Below are 15,571 nucleotides of genomic sequence, written 5' to 3'. Positions count from 1 at the left end.
AATGGTTCCTCAAGTTGCTTATGAGACATGCTGATCCGTTGCCAGGACTCCGCTTGCCACTCGACGTGCCCTCTGTCCTACGCAATGGCGGGGCGCCGGTGCGACGTCGATCGCGGAGGCGCGGAATCCGCGGCCGCGGGGCGGCGGTGGCCCGTTCGTGGTGAGGAGCTCGTTGGGCGGTTCGCCTGCCGAGCGCTGCGACGCGCCCGGCCAGGCGTGGACCACCACTCCCTGCTCCAGCTCCCACACCACGCGTAACTCCTCGTCGTGTGCGTCGTCCTCGACGGAGACGAGTACGACGAGGTGCGGGGCGGCGGCACCGGCGGCGCGGCGGGGATCCTCCGCGGCGATTGAGGAACGGCTCACGTCGGTGACGATCCACTGACGGTTGCGTACGGTCACGAGCTGGCCGGTGGCCGGCACCCCGTCCGCAGGCACGGCCTCGGTCCGCATGGCTGCACTGGTCATCTGCCGGCCTCCCCCGCCTGGGCTTACCGCGGCCGTTTGGCGCACTGCGGCATCCAGGAAGTTTAGGGCCGCACGCATGATCGCTGGCTGGATTCAGACAGGTCGCCCAGTGCTTCTCAGGAGAGGAGCCGGCGACCATTCGACGCGCCCGCTGCCCGCGGAGCTCCGCTGCGGCCGGCGGTCGGGTAGTCTCTCCCGCTTCAGTTGGCCAGCTGTGTCGCCCGTGTGGCACACTGTCCAGGTTGCTCGGTTGAGTGCCGATGCTGCGCGCCTCCCGCCGGGAGGACTGGAAGCGAGTCCCAGGTATTCGTCGTCCCTTCTCAGGGCCGGAAATACGGGAATCTTCCGGGAAGCGTCAGCGGGGTGCCTCGGCCAGGCGCCCGGTGGGTGTTCTTCCCCTGCCTTCTCCTTCTTGAAGGATCCCCCTTGTGGGGATTTACGAGAAGGGGTGCGACACGCCCGACCGCGTGGGTCGGAGAAGAACAGCGCTTCCCAGGGAGCGCAGCGCACCGGGTCCCAGAGCGTTACGAGAGACAGGACTACGAAGTAGCCATGGCGGGACAGAAGATCCGCATCCGGCTCAAGGCCTACGACCACGAGGTCATCGACTCCTCGGCGAAGAAGATCGTCGAGACGGTGACCCGCACTGGTGCGTCGGTCGCGGGCCCGGTGCCGCTGCCCACTGAAAAGAACGTGTACTGCGTCATCAAGTCGCCGCACAAGTACAAGGACTCGCGCGAGCACTTCGAGATGCGCACGCACAAGCGCCTGATCGACATCCTCGACCCGACGCCCAAGACCGTTGACTCGCTGATGCGCCTGGACCTTCCGGCCGGCGTTGACATCGAGATCAAGCTCTGAGAGGCGCGGAAGAGATGGCTAAGCAGATCAAGGGCATCCTGGGCGAGAAGCTCGGCATGACCCAGGTCTGGGACGAGAACAACCGTGTCGTCCCGGTCACTGTGGTCAAGGCCGGCCCCTGTGTCGTTACCCAGGTGCGCACCAATGACCAGGACGGTTACGACTCCGTCCAGATCGCCTTCGGCGAGATCGACCCGCGCAAGGTGAACAAGCCCCTCAAGGGCCACTTCGCGAAGGCCGACGTCACCCCCCGTCGTCACCTCGTCGAGGTCCGTACTCCCGATGCCGGCGAGTACACCCTCGGCCAGGAGCTGACCGCTGAGACCTTCGAGTCCGGCGTCAAGGTGGACGTGACCGGCAAGAGCAAGGGCAAGGGCTTCGCCGGCGTCATGAAGCGTCACGGCTTCCATGGCGGCAAGGCGTCCCACGGTGCCCACCGTGTGCACCGTAAGCCGGGCTCCATCGGTGGCTGTGCCACCCCGGGCCGCGTGTTCAAGGGCATGCGGATGGCCGGCCGTATGGGCAATGAGCGGGTCACCACCCAGAACCTGACCGTCCACGCCGTTGACGCGGAGAAGGGTCTGCTGCTCATCAAGGGCGCAGTTCCTGGTCCGAACGGCGGCCTCGTCCTGGTCCGTACCGCGGCCAAGGGGGCCTGAGGTAACCGATGAGCACCATTGACATCCTTTCGCCGGCAGGCGACAAGGCCGGTACCGTCGAGCTCCCCACGGAGATCTTCGACGCGAAGGTCAGCATTCCGCTGATCCACCAGGTCGTTGTCGCACAGCTGGCCGCGGCCCGTCAGGGCACGCACAAGACCAAGACTCGCGGCGAGGTCCGCGGCGGTGGCAAGAAGCCGTACCGCCAGAAGGGCACCGGCCGGGCGCGTCAGGGTTCGACCCGTGCGCCGCAGTTCGCCGGCGGTGGCATCGTCCACGGCCCCGTGCCGCGTGACTACAGCCAGCGGACCCCGAAGAAGATGAAGGCCGCCGCCCTGCGCGGTGCCCTCACCGACCGGGCCCGCAACAGCCGCATCCACGTCGTTTCCGGCGTGGTCGAGGGCGACATCTCCACCAAGGCCGCCAAGACTCTCCTCGGCAAGGTCAGCGAGCGCAAGAACGTGCTCCTGGTCGTCGAGCGCAGCGACGAGGCCGCGTGGCTGTCCGCCCGCAACCTGCCCCAGGTTCACATCCTGGAGCCGGGCCAGCTGAACACGTACGACGTGCTCGTCTCCGACGACGTGGTCTTCACCAAGGCCGCCTTCGAGTCCTTCGTGTCTGGCCCCAAGGCCGCTGAGACCGAAGGGAGCGACGCCTGATGACTGAGGCCGTCGTCACCAGCAAGACCTTCTCGGACCCGCGTGACGTGCTCGTCAAGCCGGTTGTCTCGGAGAAGAGCTACGCGCTGCTGGACGAGAACAAGTACACGTTCATCGTCGCGCCCGGCAGCAACAAGACCCAGATCAAGCAGGCCGTCGAGGCGGTCTTCTCGGTCAAGGTCACCGGGGTCAACACGATCAACCGGCAGGGCAAGCGCAAGCGCACCCGCACCGGTTACGGCAAGCGTGCGAACACCAAGCGCGCCATCGTGACCCTCGCCGAGGGCGACCGTATCGACATCTTCGGCGGCCCGGTCTCCTAACGGAGTCCGAGTCGTCCGGAATCGGACGAGGACTGAGAAATGGGTATCCGCAAGTACAAGCCGACGACCCCGGGCCGTCGTGGCTCCAGCGTCGCCGACTTTGTCGAGATCACGCGGTCCACGCCGGAGAAGTCGCTGGTCCGCCCGCTGCACAGCAAGGGCGGCCGTAACAACGCCGGTCGTGTGACCGTTCGCCACCAGGGCGGTGGCCACAAGCGCGCCTACCGAGTGATCGACTTCCGTCGTCACGACAAGGACGGCGTGCCGGCCAAGGTCGCGCACATCGAGTACGACCCGAACCGCACCGCGCGCATCGCGCTCCTGCACTACGCAGACGGCGAGAAGCGCTACATCATCGCGCCCCGTGGCCTGGCCCAGGGTGCTCGGATTGAGAACGGCCCTGGCGCCGACATCAAGCCGGGCAACAACCTGCCGCTGCGTCACATCCCCGTGGGTACGACGATCCACGCGATCGAGCTGCGTCCGGGCGGCGGTGCGAAGTTCGCCCGCTCGGCCGGCGCCTCCGTGCAGCTGCTGGCGAAGGAGGGCGCAATGGCCCACCTTCGTATGCCGTCCGGTGAGATCCGCCTGGTCGACGTGCGCTGCCGCGCCACCGTCGGCGAGGTCGGCAACGCCGAGCAGTCGAACATCAACTGGGGCAAGGCCGGCCGTATGCGCTGGAAGGGCGTCCGCCCGACCGTGCGTGGTGTCGTGATGAACCCGGTTGACCACCCGCACGGTGGTGGTGAGGGCAAGACTTCCGGTGGTCGCCACCCGGTCTCGCCCTGGGGCCAGAAGGAGGGTCGTACTCGCTCGCCGAAGAAGGCCAGCAACAAGTACATCGTCCGCCGCCGCAAGACGAACAAGAAGCGCTAGGAGCGGGTTTAGATGCCGCGCAGTCTCAAGAAGGGGCCCTTCGTCGACGACCACCTTTCCAAGAAGGTGGATGGTCAGAACGATGCAGGCACCAAGAACGTCATCAAGACCTGGTCCCGCCGCTCCATGATCGTCCCGGCCATGCTCGGCCACACGATCGCGGTGCACGACGGCCGCAAGCACGTCCCGGTGTTCGTCACCGAGTCGATGGTCGGCCACAAGCTCGGCGAGTTTGCGCCGACCCGCACCTTCCGCGGCCACGAGAAGGACGACCGCAAGTCGCGTCGTCGCTGATCGACCGGAGTGCGAAGACTATGACTGACACCGAAGGGACAACCATGGAAGCCAGGGCCCAGGCGCGGTACATCCGCGTCACGCCCATGAAGGCCCGCCGCGTGGTGGACCTTATCCGTGGCATGGATGCCACGGAGGCTCAGGCGGTCCTGCGTTTCGCCCCGCAGGCCGCGAGCGTGCCGGTTGGCAAGGTGCTGGACAGCGCCATTGCCAACGCTGCACACAACTACGACCACACCGACGCCGGCAGCCTCGTTATTTCCGAGGCGTACGTCGACGAGGGCCCGACCCTGAAGCGGTTCCGTCCGCGTGCCCAGGGCCGTGCCTACCGGATCCGCAAGCGGACCAGCCACATCACCGTGGTCGTCAGCAGCAAGGAAGGAACCCGGTAATGGGCCAGAAGGTAAACCCGCACGGGTTCCGCCTCGGTGTGACCACGGACTTCAAGTCCCGCTGGTACGCCGACAAGCTGTACAAGGACTACGTCAAGGAAGACGTCGCCATTCGTCGCATGATGACGAAGGGCATGGAGCGCGCCGGTATCTCGAAGGTGGAGATCGAGCGCACCCGTGAGCGCGTCCGCGTTGACATCCACACCGCTCGTCCGGGCATCGTCATCGGCCGCCGCGGCGCCGAGGCGGACCGCATCCGCGGCGAGCTGGAGAAGCTGACCGGCAAGCAGGTTCAGCTGAACATCCTCGAGGTCAAGAACCCCGAGACCGACGCTCAGCTGGTGGCCCAGGCCGTCGCCGAGCAGCTGTCCTCCCGCGTCTCCTTCCGTCGCGCCATGCGTAAGAGCATGCAGTCGACGATGAAGGCCGGCGCCAAGGGCATCAAGATCCAGTGCGGTGGCCGTCTCGGCGGCGCCGAGATGTCCCGCTCGGAGTTCTACCGCGAGGGCCGTGTGCCCCTGCACACCCTCCGCGCGAACGTCGACTACGGCTTCTTCGAGGCCAAGACCACCTTCGGCCGCATCGGTGTGAAGGTCTGGATCTACAAGGGCGACGTCAAGAACATCGCCGAGGTTCGCGCCGAGAACGCTGCCGCCCGTGCGGGTAACCGCCCGGCCCGCGGTGGCGGCAACGACCGCCCGCGTCGCGGTGGCGGCGAGCGCGGTGGCCGCGGCGGCCGCAAGCCGCAGCAGCAGAGCGCCGCTGCCGAGGCCCCCAAGGCCGAGGCCGCAGCCGCTGCTCCGGCGGAGACCCCCGGAACGGAGGCCTGACCGACATGCTGATCCCTCGCAGGGTCAAGCACCGCAAGCAGCACCACCCGAAGCGCAGTGGTATGGCCAAGGGTGGCACCGAGCTGGCCTTCGGTGAGTACGGCATCCAGGCAGTGACGCCGGCCTACGTGACGAACCGGCAGATCGAGTCCGCTCGTATCGCCATGACCCGTCACATCAAGCGTGGCGGCAAGGTCTGGATCAACATTTACCCGGACCGCCCGCTCACGAAGAAGCCGGCCGAAACCCGCATGGGTTCCGGTAAGGGTTCTCCGGAGTGGTGGGTCGCGAACGTCAAGCCCGGTCGGGTGATGTTCGAGCTGTCCTTCCCGAACGAAAAGGTTGCCAAGGAGGCGCTGACCCGCGCCGCCCACAAGCTTCCGATGAAGTGCCGCATCGTGCGGCGCGAGGCAGGTGAGTCGTGATGGCGGCCGGTACCAAGGCGACCGAGCTGCGCGAGCTGAATGACGAGGACCTCGTCGGCAAGCTTCGTGAGGCCAAGGAGGAGCTGTTCAACCTCCGCTTCCAGGCGGCGACCGGACAGCTCGAGAACCACGGCCGGCTGAAGGCCGTCCGCAAGGACATCGCCCGGATCTACACCCTGATGCGTGAGCGCGAGCTGGGCATCGAGACGGTGGAGAGCGCCTGATGAGCGAGAAGAATGTGACTGAGACGAACGAGCGCGGTTTCCGCAAGACCCGTGAGGGTCTCGTCGTCAGCGACAAGATGGACAAGACCGTCGTCGTCGCTGTCGAGGACCGCGTCAAGCACGCGCTGTACGGCAAGGTCATCCGCCGTACGAACAAGCTCAAGGCGCACGACGAGCAGAACGCTGCCGGCGTCGGCGACCGCGTCCTCCTGATGGAGACCCGGCCGCTGTCCGCCACCAAGCGCTGGCGCATCGTCGAGATCCTCGAGAAGGCCAAGTAATCCCTCCTAGGGGGACCCCCTAGGAACAGTTCCGCCAGGCTCGGCGAGAAGCGCGAAGCACTCGCGCTTCTCGCCGGGAACCGGCAGACATTCAGGAGATAGACGTGATCCAGCAGGAGTCGCGACTGCGTGTCGCCGACAACACTGGTGCGAAGGAGATCCTTTGCATCCGTGTTCTCGGTGGTTCCGGTCGCCGCTACGCGGGCATCGGTGACGTCATCGTCGCCACCGTCAAGGATGCGATCCCCGGTGGCAACGTGAAGAAGGGTGACGTCGTCAAGGCGGTCATCGTTCGCACCGTCAAGGAGCGCCGCCGTCCGGACGGCTCGTACATCCGCTTCGACGAGAACGCGGCCGTCATCCTCAAGAACGATGGCGACCCCCGCGGCACCCGCATCTTCGGCCCCGTGGGCCGGGAGCTGCGCGAGAAGAAGTTCATGAAGATCATCTCGCTCGCGCCGGAGGTGCTGTAACCGATGAAGATCAAGAAGGGCGACCTGGTCCAGGTCATCACCGGTAAGGACAAGGGCAAGCAGGGCAAGGTCATCCAGGCCTTCCCCCGCGAGGACCGCGTCCTGGTCGAGGGTGTCAACCGGGTCAAGAAGCACACCAAGGCCGGACAGACCGCTCGTGGGTCGAAGACCGGCGGCATCGTGACGACCGAGGCTCCGGTCCACGTCAGCAACGTTCAGCTGGTCGTGGAGAAGGACGGGAACAAGGTCGTCACCCGCGTCGGATACCGCTTCGACGACGAGGGCAACAAGATCCGCGTTGCCAAGCGGACCGGTGAGGACATCTGATGACTGCCACCACCAACGCGCCGCGTCTCAAGACGCGCTACCGCGAAGAGATCGCCGGGAAGCTGAAGGACGAGTTCTCGCTCGAGAACGTCATGCAGATCCCCGGTCTGACCAAGATCGTGGTCAACATGGGTGTGGGCGACGCCGCCCGCGACTCCAAGCTGATCGAGGGCGCCATCCGCGACCTCACCACGATCACCGGCCAGAAGCCGGCCGTCACCAAGGCCCGTAAGTCCATCGCGCAGTTCAAGCTGCGTGAGGGCCAGCCGATCGGTGCCCACGTCACCCTCCGCGGTGACCGCATGTGGGAGTTCCTGGACCGTCTGCTGTCGCTCGCGCTGCCGCGCATCCGCGACTTCCGTGGTCTGTCCCCGAAGCAGTTCGACGGCCGGGGCAACTACACCTTCGGTCTCACGGAGCAGGTCATGTTCCACGAGATCGACCAGGACAAGATCGACCGCACCCGGGGTATGGACATCACCGTGGTCACCACGGCGACCAACGACGACGAGGGCCGCGCCCTCCTTCGTCACCTCGGCTTCCCGTTCAAGGAGGCGTGAGCGAGATGGCGAAGAAGGCTCTGATTGCCAAGGCTGCTCGCAAGCCGAAGTTCGGTGTGCGTGCGTACACGCGCTGCCAGCGCTGCGGCCGTCCGCACTCCGTCTACCGCAAGTTCGGCCTGTGCCGCGTGTGCCTTCGTGAGATGGCTCACCGTGGCGAGCTGCCGGGCGTGACCAAGAGCTCCTGGTAATCCCTTAGTTGGGATGACCAGAAGCTCTCGGTAAGCATTCGGTCGGCGGGCGCCCCACCCCTTCTGTCCCGTAGGCTAGAAGGGTTTGGGCGCCCCGCCGCCCGAGACCGACCGCGGGCCGAGCCCGCATAACGTCGCTTACTACGCCGTAGGTCCCCGCGCCGCACCCGTCCCGACTCTGATCGGGGAGAGGGATGGCGCACATAGGAAACCCCGGCGAGAGAGGCCGAAGGCCAATTCATGACCATGACTGATCCCATCGCAGACATGCTGACCCGTCTGCGGAACGCGAACTCGGCGTACCACGACACCGTCGTGATGCCGCACAGCAAGATCAAGTCGCACATCGCGGAGATCCTCCAGCAGGAGGGTTACATCACCGGCTGGCGTGTCGAGGACGCAGAGGTTGGCAAGAACCTCGTCCTCGAGCTGAAGTTCGGCCCGAACCGCGAGCGCTCGATCGCCGGCATCAAGCGGATCTCGAAGCCGGGCCTCCGGGTCTACGCAAAGTCCACCAACCTGCCGAAGGTCCTCGGCGGCCTGGGCGTGGCGATCATCTCCACGTCCCACGGTCTCCTGACCGGTCAGCAGGCCAGCAAGAAGGGCGTGGGTGGGGAAGTCCTCGCCTACGTCTGGTAACCAGGGAACGGAGGAATAGCTAATGTCGCGCATTGGCAAGCTGCCCATCCAGGTTCCCGCTGGTGTGGACGTCACCATCGAGGGCCGCACGGTCGCGGTGAAGGGCCCCAAGGGTTCCCTCTCGCTCACCGTCTCGGCGCCCATCGAGGTCGCCAAGGGTGAGGACGGCGTGATCAACGTCTCCCGCCCGAACGACGAGCGTCAGAACAAGGCCCTGCACGGCCTGTCCCGCACGCTGGTGGCGAACATGATCACCGGCGTGACCCAGGGGCACACTAAGGCGCTCGAGATCAGCGGTGTCGGCTACCGCGTTCAGGCGAAGGGCTCCAACCTGGAGTTCGCGCTGGGCTACAGCCACCCCATCGTCGTCGAGGCGCCCGAGGGCATCTCCTTCAAGGTCGAGTCCCCGACCAAGCTCAGTGTCGAGGGGATCGACAAGCAGAAGGTCGGCGAGGTGGCGGCGAACATCCGCAAGCTGCGCAAGCCTGACCCGTACAAGGCCAAGGGCGTCAAGTACGCCGGCGAGGTCATCCGCCGCAAGGTCGGAAAGGCTGGTAAGTAAGCCATGGCATACGGTGTGAAGATCGCGAAGGGTGACGCTTACAAGCGCGCCGCCGCCAAGCGTCGCCACATCCGCATCCGTAAGCGGATTTCGGGTACCCCGGAGCGTCCGCGTCTGGTGGTGACGCGGACCAACCGTGGCATCACCGCGCAGGTCATCGACGACATCCAGGGCCACACGCTGGCCTCGGCGTCGAGCCTGGACGCGTCGATCCGTGGTGGCGAGGGCGACAAGAGCGCCCAGGCCCAGAAGGTCGGCTCCCTGGTCGCTGAGCGTGCCAAGGCCGCCGGTGTCGAGGCCGTCGTGTTCGACCGTGGTGGCAAGCAGTACGCCGGGCGGATTGCCGCTCTGGCCGACGCCGCCCGCGAAGCCGGGCTGAAGTTCTAAGCCCCGGTTCCGGAGCTAGCGGACGTAACAGAGAGAGGTAAATCCAATGGCTGGACCCCAGCGCCGCGGGAGCGGTGCCGGTGGCGGCGAGCGGCGGGACCGGAAGGGTCGCGACGGTGGCGCTGCCGCCGAGAAGACCGCGTACGTTGAGCGCGTTGTCGCGATCAACCGCGTCGCCAAGGTTGTCAAGGGTGGTCGTCGCTTCAGCTTCACCGCGCTGGTCGTGGTGGGCGACGGTGACGGCACCGTAGGTGTCGGTTACGGCAAGGCCAAGGAAGTTCCGGCTGCCATCGCCAAGGGCGTGGAAGAGGCCAAGAAGAACTTCTTCAAGGTCCCCCGTATCCAGGGCACCATCCCGCACCCGATCCAGGGCGAGAAGGCTGCGGGCGTCGTCCTGCTCAAGCCGGCTTCCCCCGGTACCGGTGTGATCGCCGGTGGCCCCGTGCGTGCCGTTCTGGAGTGCGCGGGCATCCACGACGTGCTGAGCAAGTCGCTCGGCTCGTCCAACCCGATCAACATCGTGCACGCCACGGTGACCGCGCTTCAGGGCCTGCAGCGCCCCGAGGAGATCGCGGCCCGTCGTGGCCTGCCGCTGGAGGACGTTGCTCCCGCCGCTCTGCTGCGGGCGCGTGCTGGGGTGACCGCGTAATGGCGCACCTCAAGATCACGCAGACGAAGTCCTACATCGGTAGCAAGCAGAACCACCGCGACACCCTCCGTTCGCTGGGCCTCAAGCGGCTCAACGACGTGGTTGTCAAGGAGGACCGCCCCGAGTTCCGCGGCATGGTGCACACCGTCCGCCACCTCGTGACGGTTGAGGAGGTCGACTGACATGGCGGAGAACAACCCGCTGAAGGTCCACAACCTCCGGCCCGCCCCGGGCGCCAAGACCGCCAAGACCCGTGTCGGTCGTGGTGAGGCGTCCAAGGGTAAGACCGCTGGTCGTGGTACCAAGGGCACGAAGGCCCGTTACCAGGTTCCGGAGCGCTTCGAGGGCGGGCAGATGCCCCTCCACATGCGCCTCCCGAAGCTGAAGGGCTTCAAGAACCCCGCTCACAAGCAGTTCCAGGTCGTGAACCTGGCCAAGCTGGCCGAGCTCTACCCGCAGGGTGGCGAGGTCACGGTGGCCGATCTGGTCGCCAAGGGCGCGGTGCGCAAGAACGAGCTCGTCAAGGTCCTGGGCCAGGGCGAGGTCTCCGTGGCGCTGCAGGTTTCGGTTGACGCCGTTTCCGGCTCCGCCAAGGAGAAGATCGCCGCTGCCGGCGGCAGCGTCACCGAGCTCATCTGAGTTCGTTGCTTCAACTGACCGGGGATGCCCAGCGAATGGGGCATCCCCGGTTGGTCGTTCCACGGGGGTTCCGTCGCCGGTAAGGTGGCATGGACCGTTATTTCCGGGGCCCCGGGCCCCGGTCCCCGCCGCGTGGGCCGTGTCCGCGTGGTTTGGCCGCTCACTATTCGTCGATCCTCAAGACCGTCACCTCTCGCATTCAAGGCGGGAGGCGCAGGAGGCACCGTGCTCACCGCGTTCGCCCGAGCGTTCAAGACGCCCGACCTGCGCAAGAAGCTGCTGTTCACGTTGGGCATCATCGTGCTCTACCGGATCGGCGCCCATGTCCCGGTCCCCGGGGTGAACTACGCGAACGTCGAGACCTGCATGAAGCAGGCCGGCGGCAACAGCGGGTTGTTCGCCCTGGTGAACATGTTCAGCGGTGGTGCGCTGCTGCAGATCACGATCTTCGCGCTGGGGATCATGCCGTACATCACGGCGAGCATCATTCTCCAGCTGCTGACCGTGGTGATTCCGCGGCTGGAAGCCCTCAAGAAAGAGGGGCAGTCCGGCCAGGCGAAGATCACCCAGTACACCCGCTATCTGACCGTGGCGCTCGCCATCCTGCAGGGCACCGGCCTGGTGGCCACCGCCCGCAGCGGTGCGCTGTTCCAGAGCTGCCCGGTCGCCAGTGAGATCGTGCCCAGCGACTCGATCTTCACCACCATCACCATGGTCATCACGATGACCGCCGGCACCGGCCTGATCATGTGGCTCGGCGAGCTCGTCACCGACCGCGGTATCGGCAACGGCATGTCGATCCTGATGTTCATCTCGATCGCCGCCGGCTTCCCGGGCGCCCTGTGGCAGATCAAGCTCACCGGCAAGCTGGCCGACGGCTGGATCGAGTTCTTCGCGGTGATCGCGGTCGGTCTGGCGATGGTCGCCCTGGTCGTCTTCGTCGAGCAGGCCCAGCGGCGCATTCCGGTGCAGTACGCGAAGCGGATGATCGGCCGCCGGTCCTATGGCGGTACGTCCACGTACATCCCGCTCAAGGTGAATCAGGCGGGTGTGATTCCCGTCATCTTCGCGTCATCGCTGCTCTACATTCCAGCCCTCGTCGCACAGTTCAGCGGGTCGAAGGCGGCATGGGCGACCTGGATCGCCACCAACTTCACCAAGGGAAACCACCCGGTTTACATCGTTACGTACTTCCTGCTGATCGTGTTCTTCGCCTTCTTCTACGTCGCCATCAGCTTCAACCCCGAAGAAGTTGCCGACAACATGAAGAAGTATGGTGGCTTCATCCCGGGTATCCGGGCTGGTCGCCCGACGGCCGAGTACCTCAGCTACGTGCTCAACCGGATCACGTGGCCGGGCTCGCTGTACCTGGGGCTGATCGCGCTCGTACCAACAGTGGCGTTGGTGCTTTTCAACGCGAACCAGAACTTCCCGTTCGGCGGGACGAGCATCCTCATCATCGTGGGTGTGGGCCTGGAGACCGTGAAGCAGATCGAGAGCCAGCTTCAGCAGCGCAACTACGAAGGGTTCCTCCGCTGATGCGAATCGTCCTCGTCGGACCCCCGGGGGCCGGCAAGGGTACGCAGGCTGCGTACCTTGCCAAGAACCTCGCGATCCCGCACATCTCCACGGGGGACCTGTTCCGCGCCAACATCAGTCAGGGCACGCCCCTGGGTGTCGAGGCGAAGTCGTACATGGACGCCGGCAATCTGGTCCCCGACTCGGTGACCATCGGGATGGCCGAGGACCGTATGGAGCAGGCCGACGCCGCCGAGGGTTTCCTCCTCGACGGCTTCCCGCGCAACCTCGGCCAGGCCGAGGCGCTGGACGAGTACCTCAAGAACAACGGCCTTACGCTGGACGCCGTGTTGGACCTGGAGGTCCCCGAGGAGGAGGTCGTCAAGCGGATCGCCGGCCGGCGCATCTGCCGCAACGACTCCAGCCACGTCTTCCACGCCGAGTACAACAAGCCCAAGGCCGAGGGCGTCTGTGACGTCTGCGGCGGCGAGCTGTACCAGCGGGACGACGACCGTGAGGAGACCGTCCGCAAGCGGCTGGAGGTCTACCACACGGAGACCGAGCCGATCATCGACTACTACAAGGACCAGGATCTGGTCGTCACGATCCCGGCCCTCGGCAAGGTCGAAGAGGTCACCAAGCGCGCGATGGACGCCCTCCAGCGCGGCGCATAAGCAGCAGGCCGCACGGCCGCGGTGCCCTTACGGGGTACCGCGGCCGCGGTGTATCCGGGGGCGGGCCGCCCGGCTCCGGACCGGTTACCGTAGGCAGCGACCATCGAGTGAGACACAGCGGCGGTCGGCCACCACCGTGGGAGCGGCGGCGGCCCAGCCGCAAAGGAAGGCCGTAATGGTGGAGATCAAGACCCCCGAGCAGATCGCGAAGATGCGCGAGGCGGGGCTGGTGGTCGCCGCCATCCACGCGGCGACCCGGGAGGTCGCGGTGCCGGGCGCCACGACCAAGGACCTGGACGACGCGGCCCGCAAGGTGCTCGCCGAGCACGGAGCGAAGTCGAACTTCCTCGGTTACGGCGGCTTCCCGGCGACGATCTGCACCTCGGTGAACGACGTCGTGGTCCACGGCATCCCGGACGCCGAGACGGTGCTGCAGGACGGCGACATCATCTCCATCGACTGCGGCGCGATCATCGACGGCTGGCACGGCGACGCCGCGTACACCGCCTTCGTCGGCTCCGGTCACTCGACGGAGCTGGTCGAGCTGAGCCGGGTCACCGAGGAGTCCATGTGGGCCGGTATCGCCGCGGTCGCGAAGGGTAACCGGCTGGTCGACATCTCCAAGGCGATCGAGGGCTACATCCGCCGCCAGCCCCGTCCCGCCAGCGGCAAGTACGGCATCGTCGAGGACTACGGCGGCCACGGCATCGGCTCGCAGATGCACATGGACCCGCATCTGCTGAACTACGTCGACCGCAAGCGCGGCCGCGGCCCCAAGCTGGTGCCCGGCTTCTGCATCGCGATCGAGCCGATGGTCAATCTCGGCACGGCCAAGACCCACGTCCTCGACGACGACTGGACGGTCAAGTCGAACGACGGCAGCTGGTCCTCGCACTGGGAGCACTCGGTCGCGCTGACCGAGGACGGCCCGCTGGTGCTCACCGCGCCGGACGGCGGCAAGGCCAAGCTGGCCGAGCTGGGGATCACGGCGGCACCCGACCCCCTGGCGTGAGCCGGGTTCCGAGGCGTCGGCCGCCCTTGTGGCGTAAGGATCACGCCGGCTGGGCAATAATCCAGGATTCGTCTTTTCCTAGGCGCTGACGTAGACTGACGCGTCGACTCTCGTGCATCCGTATGCCCTCTTGGTCGAGGGCGTGGTGCGGGCGTGTCGATCAAGGTAGCCGATTCGAAGGGCGAAGCGTGGCCAAGAAGCAAGGTGCCATCGAAATCGAGGGCACCGTGATCGAGTCCCTCCCGAACGCCATGTTCAAGGTGGAGCTCCAGAACGGTCACAAGGTCCTCGCGCACATCAGCGGCAAGATGCGGATGCACTACATCCGTATCCTCCCGGATGACCGGGTCGTCGTGGAGCTCTCTCCCTACGACCTGACGCGTGGCCGGATCGTCTACCGCTACAAGTAGATCTTGTCGGCGCCCCGCTCCCGTGGGGTGACGGCACTGACCCGGAGAACCTCACATCCCATGAAGGTCAAGCCGAGCGTCAAGAAGATCTGCGACAAGTGCAAGGTGATCCGCCGCCACGGCCGGGTCATGGTCATCTGCGACAACCTGCGCCACAAGCAGCGCCAGGGCTGACGCACGCCGACCACCTGCATTTCGCAGTTTTCGCGCGACGCAACACATACGTACATACGCAGTCACCCGACCCCCGCATCCTCGCGTGGGACGACACCCCCGGCTCGGAGGCCGGGGACCCGGCTCGTAATTCTGAAGAGTCTTACGGGAACGGTGCTGCGGAAGACCTCCGAATAGCCATCAGGAGCCACATCAATGGCACGCCTCGCAGGCGTTGATCTCCCGCGCGAAAAGCGCGTGGAGGTCGCCCTCACCTACGTCTTCGGTATCGGGCGGACGCTGTCGCAGCAGACTCTCGCCGCCACCGGCGTGAACCCGGACACCCGTGTTCGCGACCTGGCCGAGGAAGACCTCGTCAAGATCCGCGAGTACGTGGACAACAACCTCAAGACCGAGGGTGACCTCCGTCGCGAGATCCAGGCCGACATCCGCCGCAAGGTCGAGATCGGCTGCTACCAGGGTCTGCGTCACCGCCGCGGTCTGCCGGTGCACGGTCAGCGCACCAGCACGAACGCCCGTACCCGCAAGGGTCCGCGTCGCGCGATCGCCGGCAAGAAGAAGCCGGGCAAGAAGTAGTCCTCAGCAGGACGCTCACCAGCGGTCTTCGCTGTAGGACCGACCACCTCCACGGGAGTAATGAATGCCTCCGAAGGGCCGTACGGCCGGCGCCAAGAAGGTGCGCCGCAAGGAGAAGAAGAACGTCGCCCACGGGCACGCTCACATCAAGAGCACGTTCAACAACACGATCGTTTCGATCACGGACCCCACGGGCAACGTGATCTCTTGGGCCTCTGCCGGCCACGTCGGCTTCAAGGGCTCGCGCAAGTCCACCCCCTTCGCCGCGCAGATGGCCGCCGAGTCGGCCGCCCGCCGCGCGCAGGAGCACGGCATGCGCAAGGTCGACGTCTTCGTCAAGGGTCCCGGCTCCGGCCGTGAGACCGCGATCCGCTCCCTCCAGGCCACCGGCCTCGAGGTGGGTTCGATCCAGGACGTCACCCCCACCCCGCACAACGGATGCCGCCCGCCCAAGCGTCGCCGCGTCTGACCACCTGAAGTAGGAGACA

The 15,571-nt window shown here is 66.2% G+C and carries 29 protein-coding genes; 28 read left to right on the top strand and 1 reads right to left on the bottom strand.

From position 1 onward, the window contains the following. Window positions 1-18: 18 nt before the first annotated feature. Window positions 19-468 (bottom strand): hypothetical protein, encoded by a 450-nt coding sequence (locus tag BKA18_RS16115; protein WP_366047712.1) that lies wholly within the window; start codon window positions 466-468, stop codon window positions 19-21. 552 nt (window positions 469-1,020) lie between these two features. Between BKA18_RS16115 and rpsJ the strand changes: the two genes are divergently transcribed. The 28 genes from rpsJ (at window position 1,021) to rpsK (ending at window position 15,552) form a co-directional block, all read left to right on the top strand. Next, window positions 1,021-1,329, top strand: coding sequence for a 30S ribosomal protein S10 (gene rpsJ / locus BKA18_RS16110; RefSeq protein ID WP_003948644.1), 309 nt, complete (start codon window positions 1,021-1,023; stop codon window positions 1,327-1,329). A 14-nt stretch (window positions 1,330-1,343) separates the two neighbouring features. After that, the gene (rplC, locus tag BKA18_RS16105) at window positions 1,344-1,988 is read left to right on the top strand and encodes a 50S ribosomal protein L3 (RefSeq protein ID WP_006604873.1); all 645 of its coding nucleotides are present in this window, start codon (window positions 1,344-1,346) and stop codon (window positions 1,986-1,988) included. 8 nt (window positions 1,989-1,996) lie between these two features. Then, entirely contained in the window at window positions 1,997-2,647 is a 651-nt protein-coding gene (gene rplD, locus BKA18_RS16100) for a 50S ribosomal protein L4 (RefSeq protein ID WP_006604874.1), read from the top strand. Next, entirely contained in the window at window positions 2,647-2,970 is a 324-nt protein-coding gene (gene rplW, locus BKA18_RS16095; protein WP_006604875.1) for a 50S ribosomal protein L23, read from the top strand. The genes rplD and rplW overlap by 1 nt, the downstream gene beginning before the upstream one ends. Window positions 2,971-3,009: 39 nt before the next feature. Beyond that, entirely contained in the window at window positions 3,010-3,846 is an 837-nt protein-coding gene (gene rplB / locus BKA18_RS16090) for a 50S ribosomal protein L2 (protein WP_006604876.1), read from the top strand. 12 nt (window positions 3,847-3,858) lie between these two features. Further along, window positions 3,859-4,140, top strand: a complete 282-nt coding sequence (gene rpsS, locus BKA18_RS16085) for a 30S ribosomal protein S19 (protein WP_006604877.1) — start codon at window positions 3,859-3,861, stop codon at window positions 4,138-4,140. A 44-nt stretch (window positions 4,141-4,184) separates the two neighbouring features. After that, the gene (rplV, locus tag BKA18_RS16080) at window positions 4,185-4,532 is read left to right on the top strand and encodes a 50S ribosomal protein L22 (protein ID WP_006604878.1); all 348 of its coding nucleotides are present in this window, start codon (window positions 4,185-4,187) and stop codon (window positions 4,530-4,532) included. Further along, on the top strand, window positions 4,532-5,362 hold the full coding sequence (gene rpsC, locus BKA18_RS16075) for a 30S ribosomal protein S3 (protein ID WP_006604879.1): 831 nt from the start codon (window positions 4,532-4,534) through the stop codon (window positions 5,360-5,362). Before rplV ends, rpsC begins: the two co-directional genes overlap by 1 nt. Before the next feature lie 5 nt (window positions 5,363-5,367). Then, window positions 5,368-5,787 (top strand): 50S ribosomal protein L16, encoded by a 420-nt coding sequence (gene rplP, locus BKA18_RS16070; RefSeq protein WP_006604880.1) that lies wholly within the window; start codon window positions 5,368-5,370, stop codon window positions 5,785-5,787. Continuing rightward, entirely contained in the window at window positions 5,787-6,011 is a 225-nt protein-coding gene (gene rpmC / locus BKA18_RS16065; RefSeq protein WP_006604881.1) for a 50S ribosomal protein L29, read from the top strand. The genes rplP and rpmC overlap by 1 nt, the downstream gene beginning before the upstream one ends. Next, on the top strand, window positions 6,011-6,292 hold the full coding sequence (gene rpsQ / locus BKA18_RS16060) for a 30S ribosomal protein S17 (protein WP_006604882.1): 282 nt from the start codon (window positions 6,011-6,013) through the stop codon (window positions 6,290-6,292). The genes rpmC and rpsQ overlap by 1 nt, the downstream gene beginning before the upstream one ends. 104 nt (window positions 6,293-6,396) lie before the next feature. Further along, window positions 6,397-6,765: a 50S ribosomal protein L14 gene (gene rplN / locus BKA18_RS16055; protein ID WP_003998823.1), complete on the top strand. Its 369-nt coding sequence runs from the start codon at window positions 6,397-6,399 to the stop codon at window positions 6,763-6,765. Between the two features lie 3 nt (window positions 6,766-6,768). Next, window positions 6,769-7,092, top strand: a complete 324-nt coding sequence (gene rplX, locus BKA18_RS16050; protein WP_006604883.1) for a 50S ribosomal protein L24 — start codon at window positions 6,769-6,771, stop codon at window positions 7,090-7,092. Continuing rightward, the gene (gene rplE / locus BKA18_RS16045; protein ID WP_006604884.1) at window positions 7,092-7,652 is read left to right on the top strand and encodes a 50S ribosomal protein L5; all 561 of its coding nucleotides are present in this window, start codon (window positions 7,092-7,094) and stop codon (window positions 7,650-7,652) included. The genes rplX and rplE overlap by 1 nt, the downstream gene beginning before the upstream one ends. Window positions 7,653-7,657: 5 nt before the next feature. After that, window positions 7,658-7,843: a type Z 30S ribosomal protein S14 gene (locus BKA18_RS16040; RefSeq protein WP_003956452.1), complete on the top strand. Its 186-nt coding sequence runs from the start codon at window positions 7,658-7,660 to the stop codon at window positions 7,841-7,843. Between the two features lie 240 nt (window positions 7,844-8,083). Further along, the gene (gene rpsH / locus BKA18_RS16035; RefSeq protein WP_006604885.1) at window positions 8,084-8,482 is read left to right on the top strand and encodes a 30S ribosomal protein S8; all 399 of its coding nucleotides are present in this window, start codon (window positions 8,084-8,086) and stop codon (window positions 8,480-8,482) included. A gap of 22 nt (window positions 8,483-8,504) precedes the next feature. Further along, window positions 8,505-9,044: a 50S ribosomal protein L6 gene (gene rplF / locus BKA18_RS16030; RefSeq protein WP_006604886.1), complete on the top strand. Its 540-nt coding sequence runs from the start codon at window positions 8,505-8,507 to the stop codon at window positions 9,042-9,044. Between the two features lie 3 nt (window positions 9,045-9,047). After that, window positions 9,048-9,431 (top strand): 50S ribosomal protein L18, encoded by a 384-nt coding sequence (gene rplR, locus BKA18_RS16025; protein ID WP_006604887.1) that lies wholly within the window; start codon window positions 9,048-9,050, stop codon window positions 9,429-9,431. Between the two features lie 46 nt (window positions 9,432-9,477). Continuing rightward, window positions 9,478-10,080 carry a 30S ribosomal protein S5 gene (gene rpsE / locus BKA18_RS16020; RefSeq protein WP_006604888.1) on the top strand — a complete coding sequence of 201 codons (603 nt, stop codon included), beginning with the start codon at window positions 9,478-9,480 and terminating at the stop codon, window positions 10,078-10,080. Further along, the gene (gene rpmD, locus BKA18_RS16015; protein ID WP_006604889.1) at window positions 10,080-10,262 is read left to right on the top strand and encodes a 50S ribosomal protein L30; all 183 of its coding nucleotides are present in this window, start codon (window positions 10,080-10,082) and stop codon (window positions 10,260-10,262) included. Before rpsE ends, rpmD begins: the two co-directional genes overlap by 1 nt. Window position 10,263: 1 nt before the next feature. Next, a complete protein-coding gene (rplO, locus tag BKA18_RS16010) occupies window positions 10,264-10,719 on the top strand; it encodes a 50S ribosomal protein L15 (RefSeq protein WP_366047713.1) in 456 nt (151 codons plus the stop codon). 225 nt (window positions 10,720-10,944) lie between these two features. Next, the gene (secY, locus tag BKA18_RS16005) at window positions 10,945-12,258 is read left to right on the top strand and encodes a preprotein translocase subunit SecY (protein ID WP_006604891.1); all 1,314 of its coding nucleotides are present in this window, start codon (window positions 10,945-10,947) and stop codon (window positions 12,256-12,258) included. Next, on the top strand, window positions 12,258-12,911 hold the full coding sequence (locus BKA18_RS16000) for an adenylate kinase (protein ID WP_006604892.1): 654 nt from the start codon (window positions 12,258-12,260) through the stop codon (window positions 12,909-12,911). Before secY ends, BKA18_RS16000 begins: the two co-directional genes overlap by 1 nt. Before the next feature lie 175 nt (window positions 12,912-13,086). Further along, window positions 13,087-13,923: a type I methionyl aminopeptidase gene (map, locus tag BKA18_RS15995; RefSeq protein WP_366047714.1), complete on the top strand. Its 837-nt coding sequence runs from the start codon at window positions 13,087-13,089 to the stop codon at window positions 13,921-13,923. Window positions 13,924-14,111: 188 nt separating this feature from the next. Continuing rightward, window positions 14,112-14,333 carry a translation initiation factor IF-1 gene (gene infA, locus BKA18_RS15990; RefSeq protein WP_003956442.1) on the top strand — a complete coding sequence of 74 codons (222 nt, stop codon included), beginning with the start codon at window positions 14,112-14,114 and terminating at the stop codon, window positions 14,331-14,333. A 60-nt stretch (window positions 14,334-14,393) separates the two neighbouring features. Further along, entirely contained in the window at window positions 14,394-14,507 is a 114-nt protein-coding gene (rpmJ, locus tag BKA18_RS15985) for a 50S ribosomal protein L36 (protein ID WP_003956441.1), read from the top strand. 195 nt (window positions 14,508-14,702) lie between these two features. Beyond that, entirely contained in the window at window positions 14,703-15,083 is a 381-nt protein-coding gene (rpsM, locus tag BKA18_RS15980; RefSeq protein WP_006604894.1) for a 30S ribosomal protein S13, read from the top strand. Window positions 15,084-15,147: 64 nt separating this feature from the next. Continuing rightward, the gene (gene rpsK / locus BKA18_RS15975) at window positions 15,148-15,552 is read left to right on the top strand and encodes a 30S ribosomal protein S11 (protein WP_004571845.1); all 405 of its coding nucleotides are present in this window, start codon (window positions 15,148-15,150) and stop codon (window positions 15,550-15,552) included. Window positions 15,553-15,571: the final 19 nt, after the last annotated feature.

The organism is Streptomyces auratus, from assembly GCF_050433025.1.
In the GTDB taxonomy this organism is placed as follows: domain Bacteria; phylum Actinomycetota; class Actinomycetes; order Streptomycetales; family Streptomycetaceae; genus Streptomyces; species Streptomyces sioyaensis.
The sequence above is the reverse complement of the archived record's forward strand: the minus strand, read 5'-3'. Positions and strand labels throughout refer to the sequence as shown.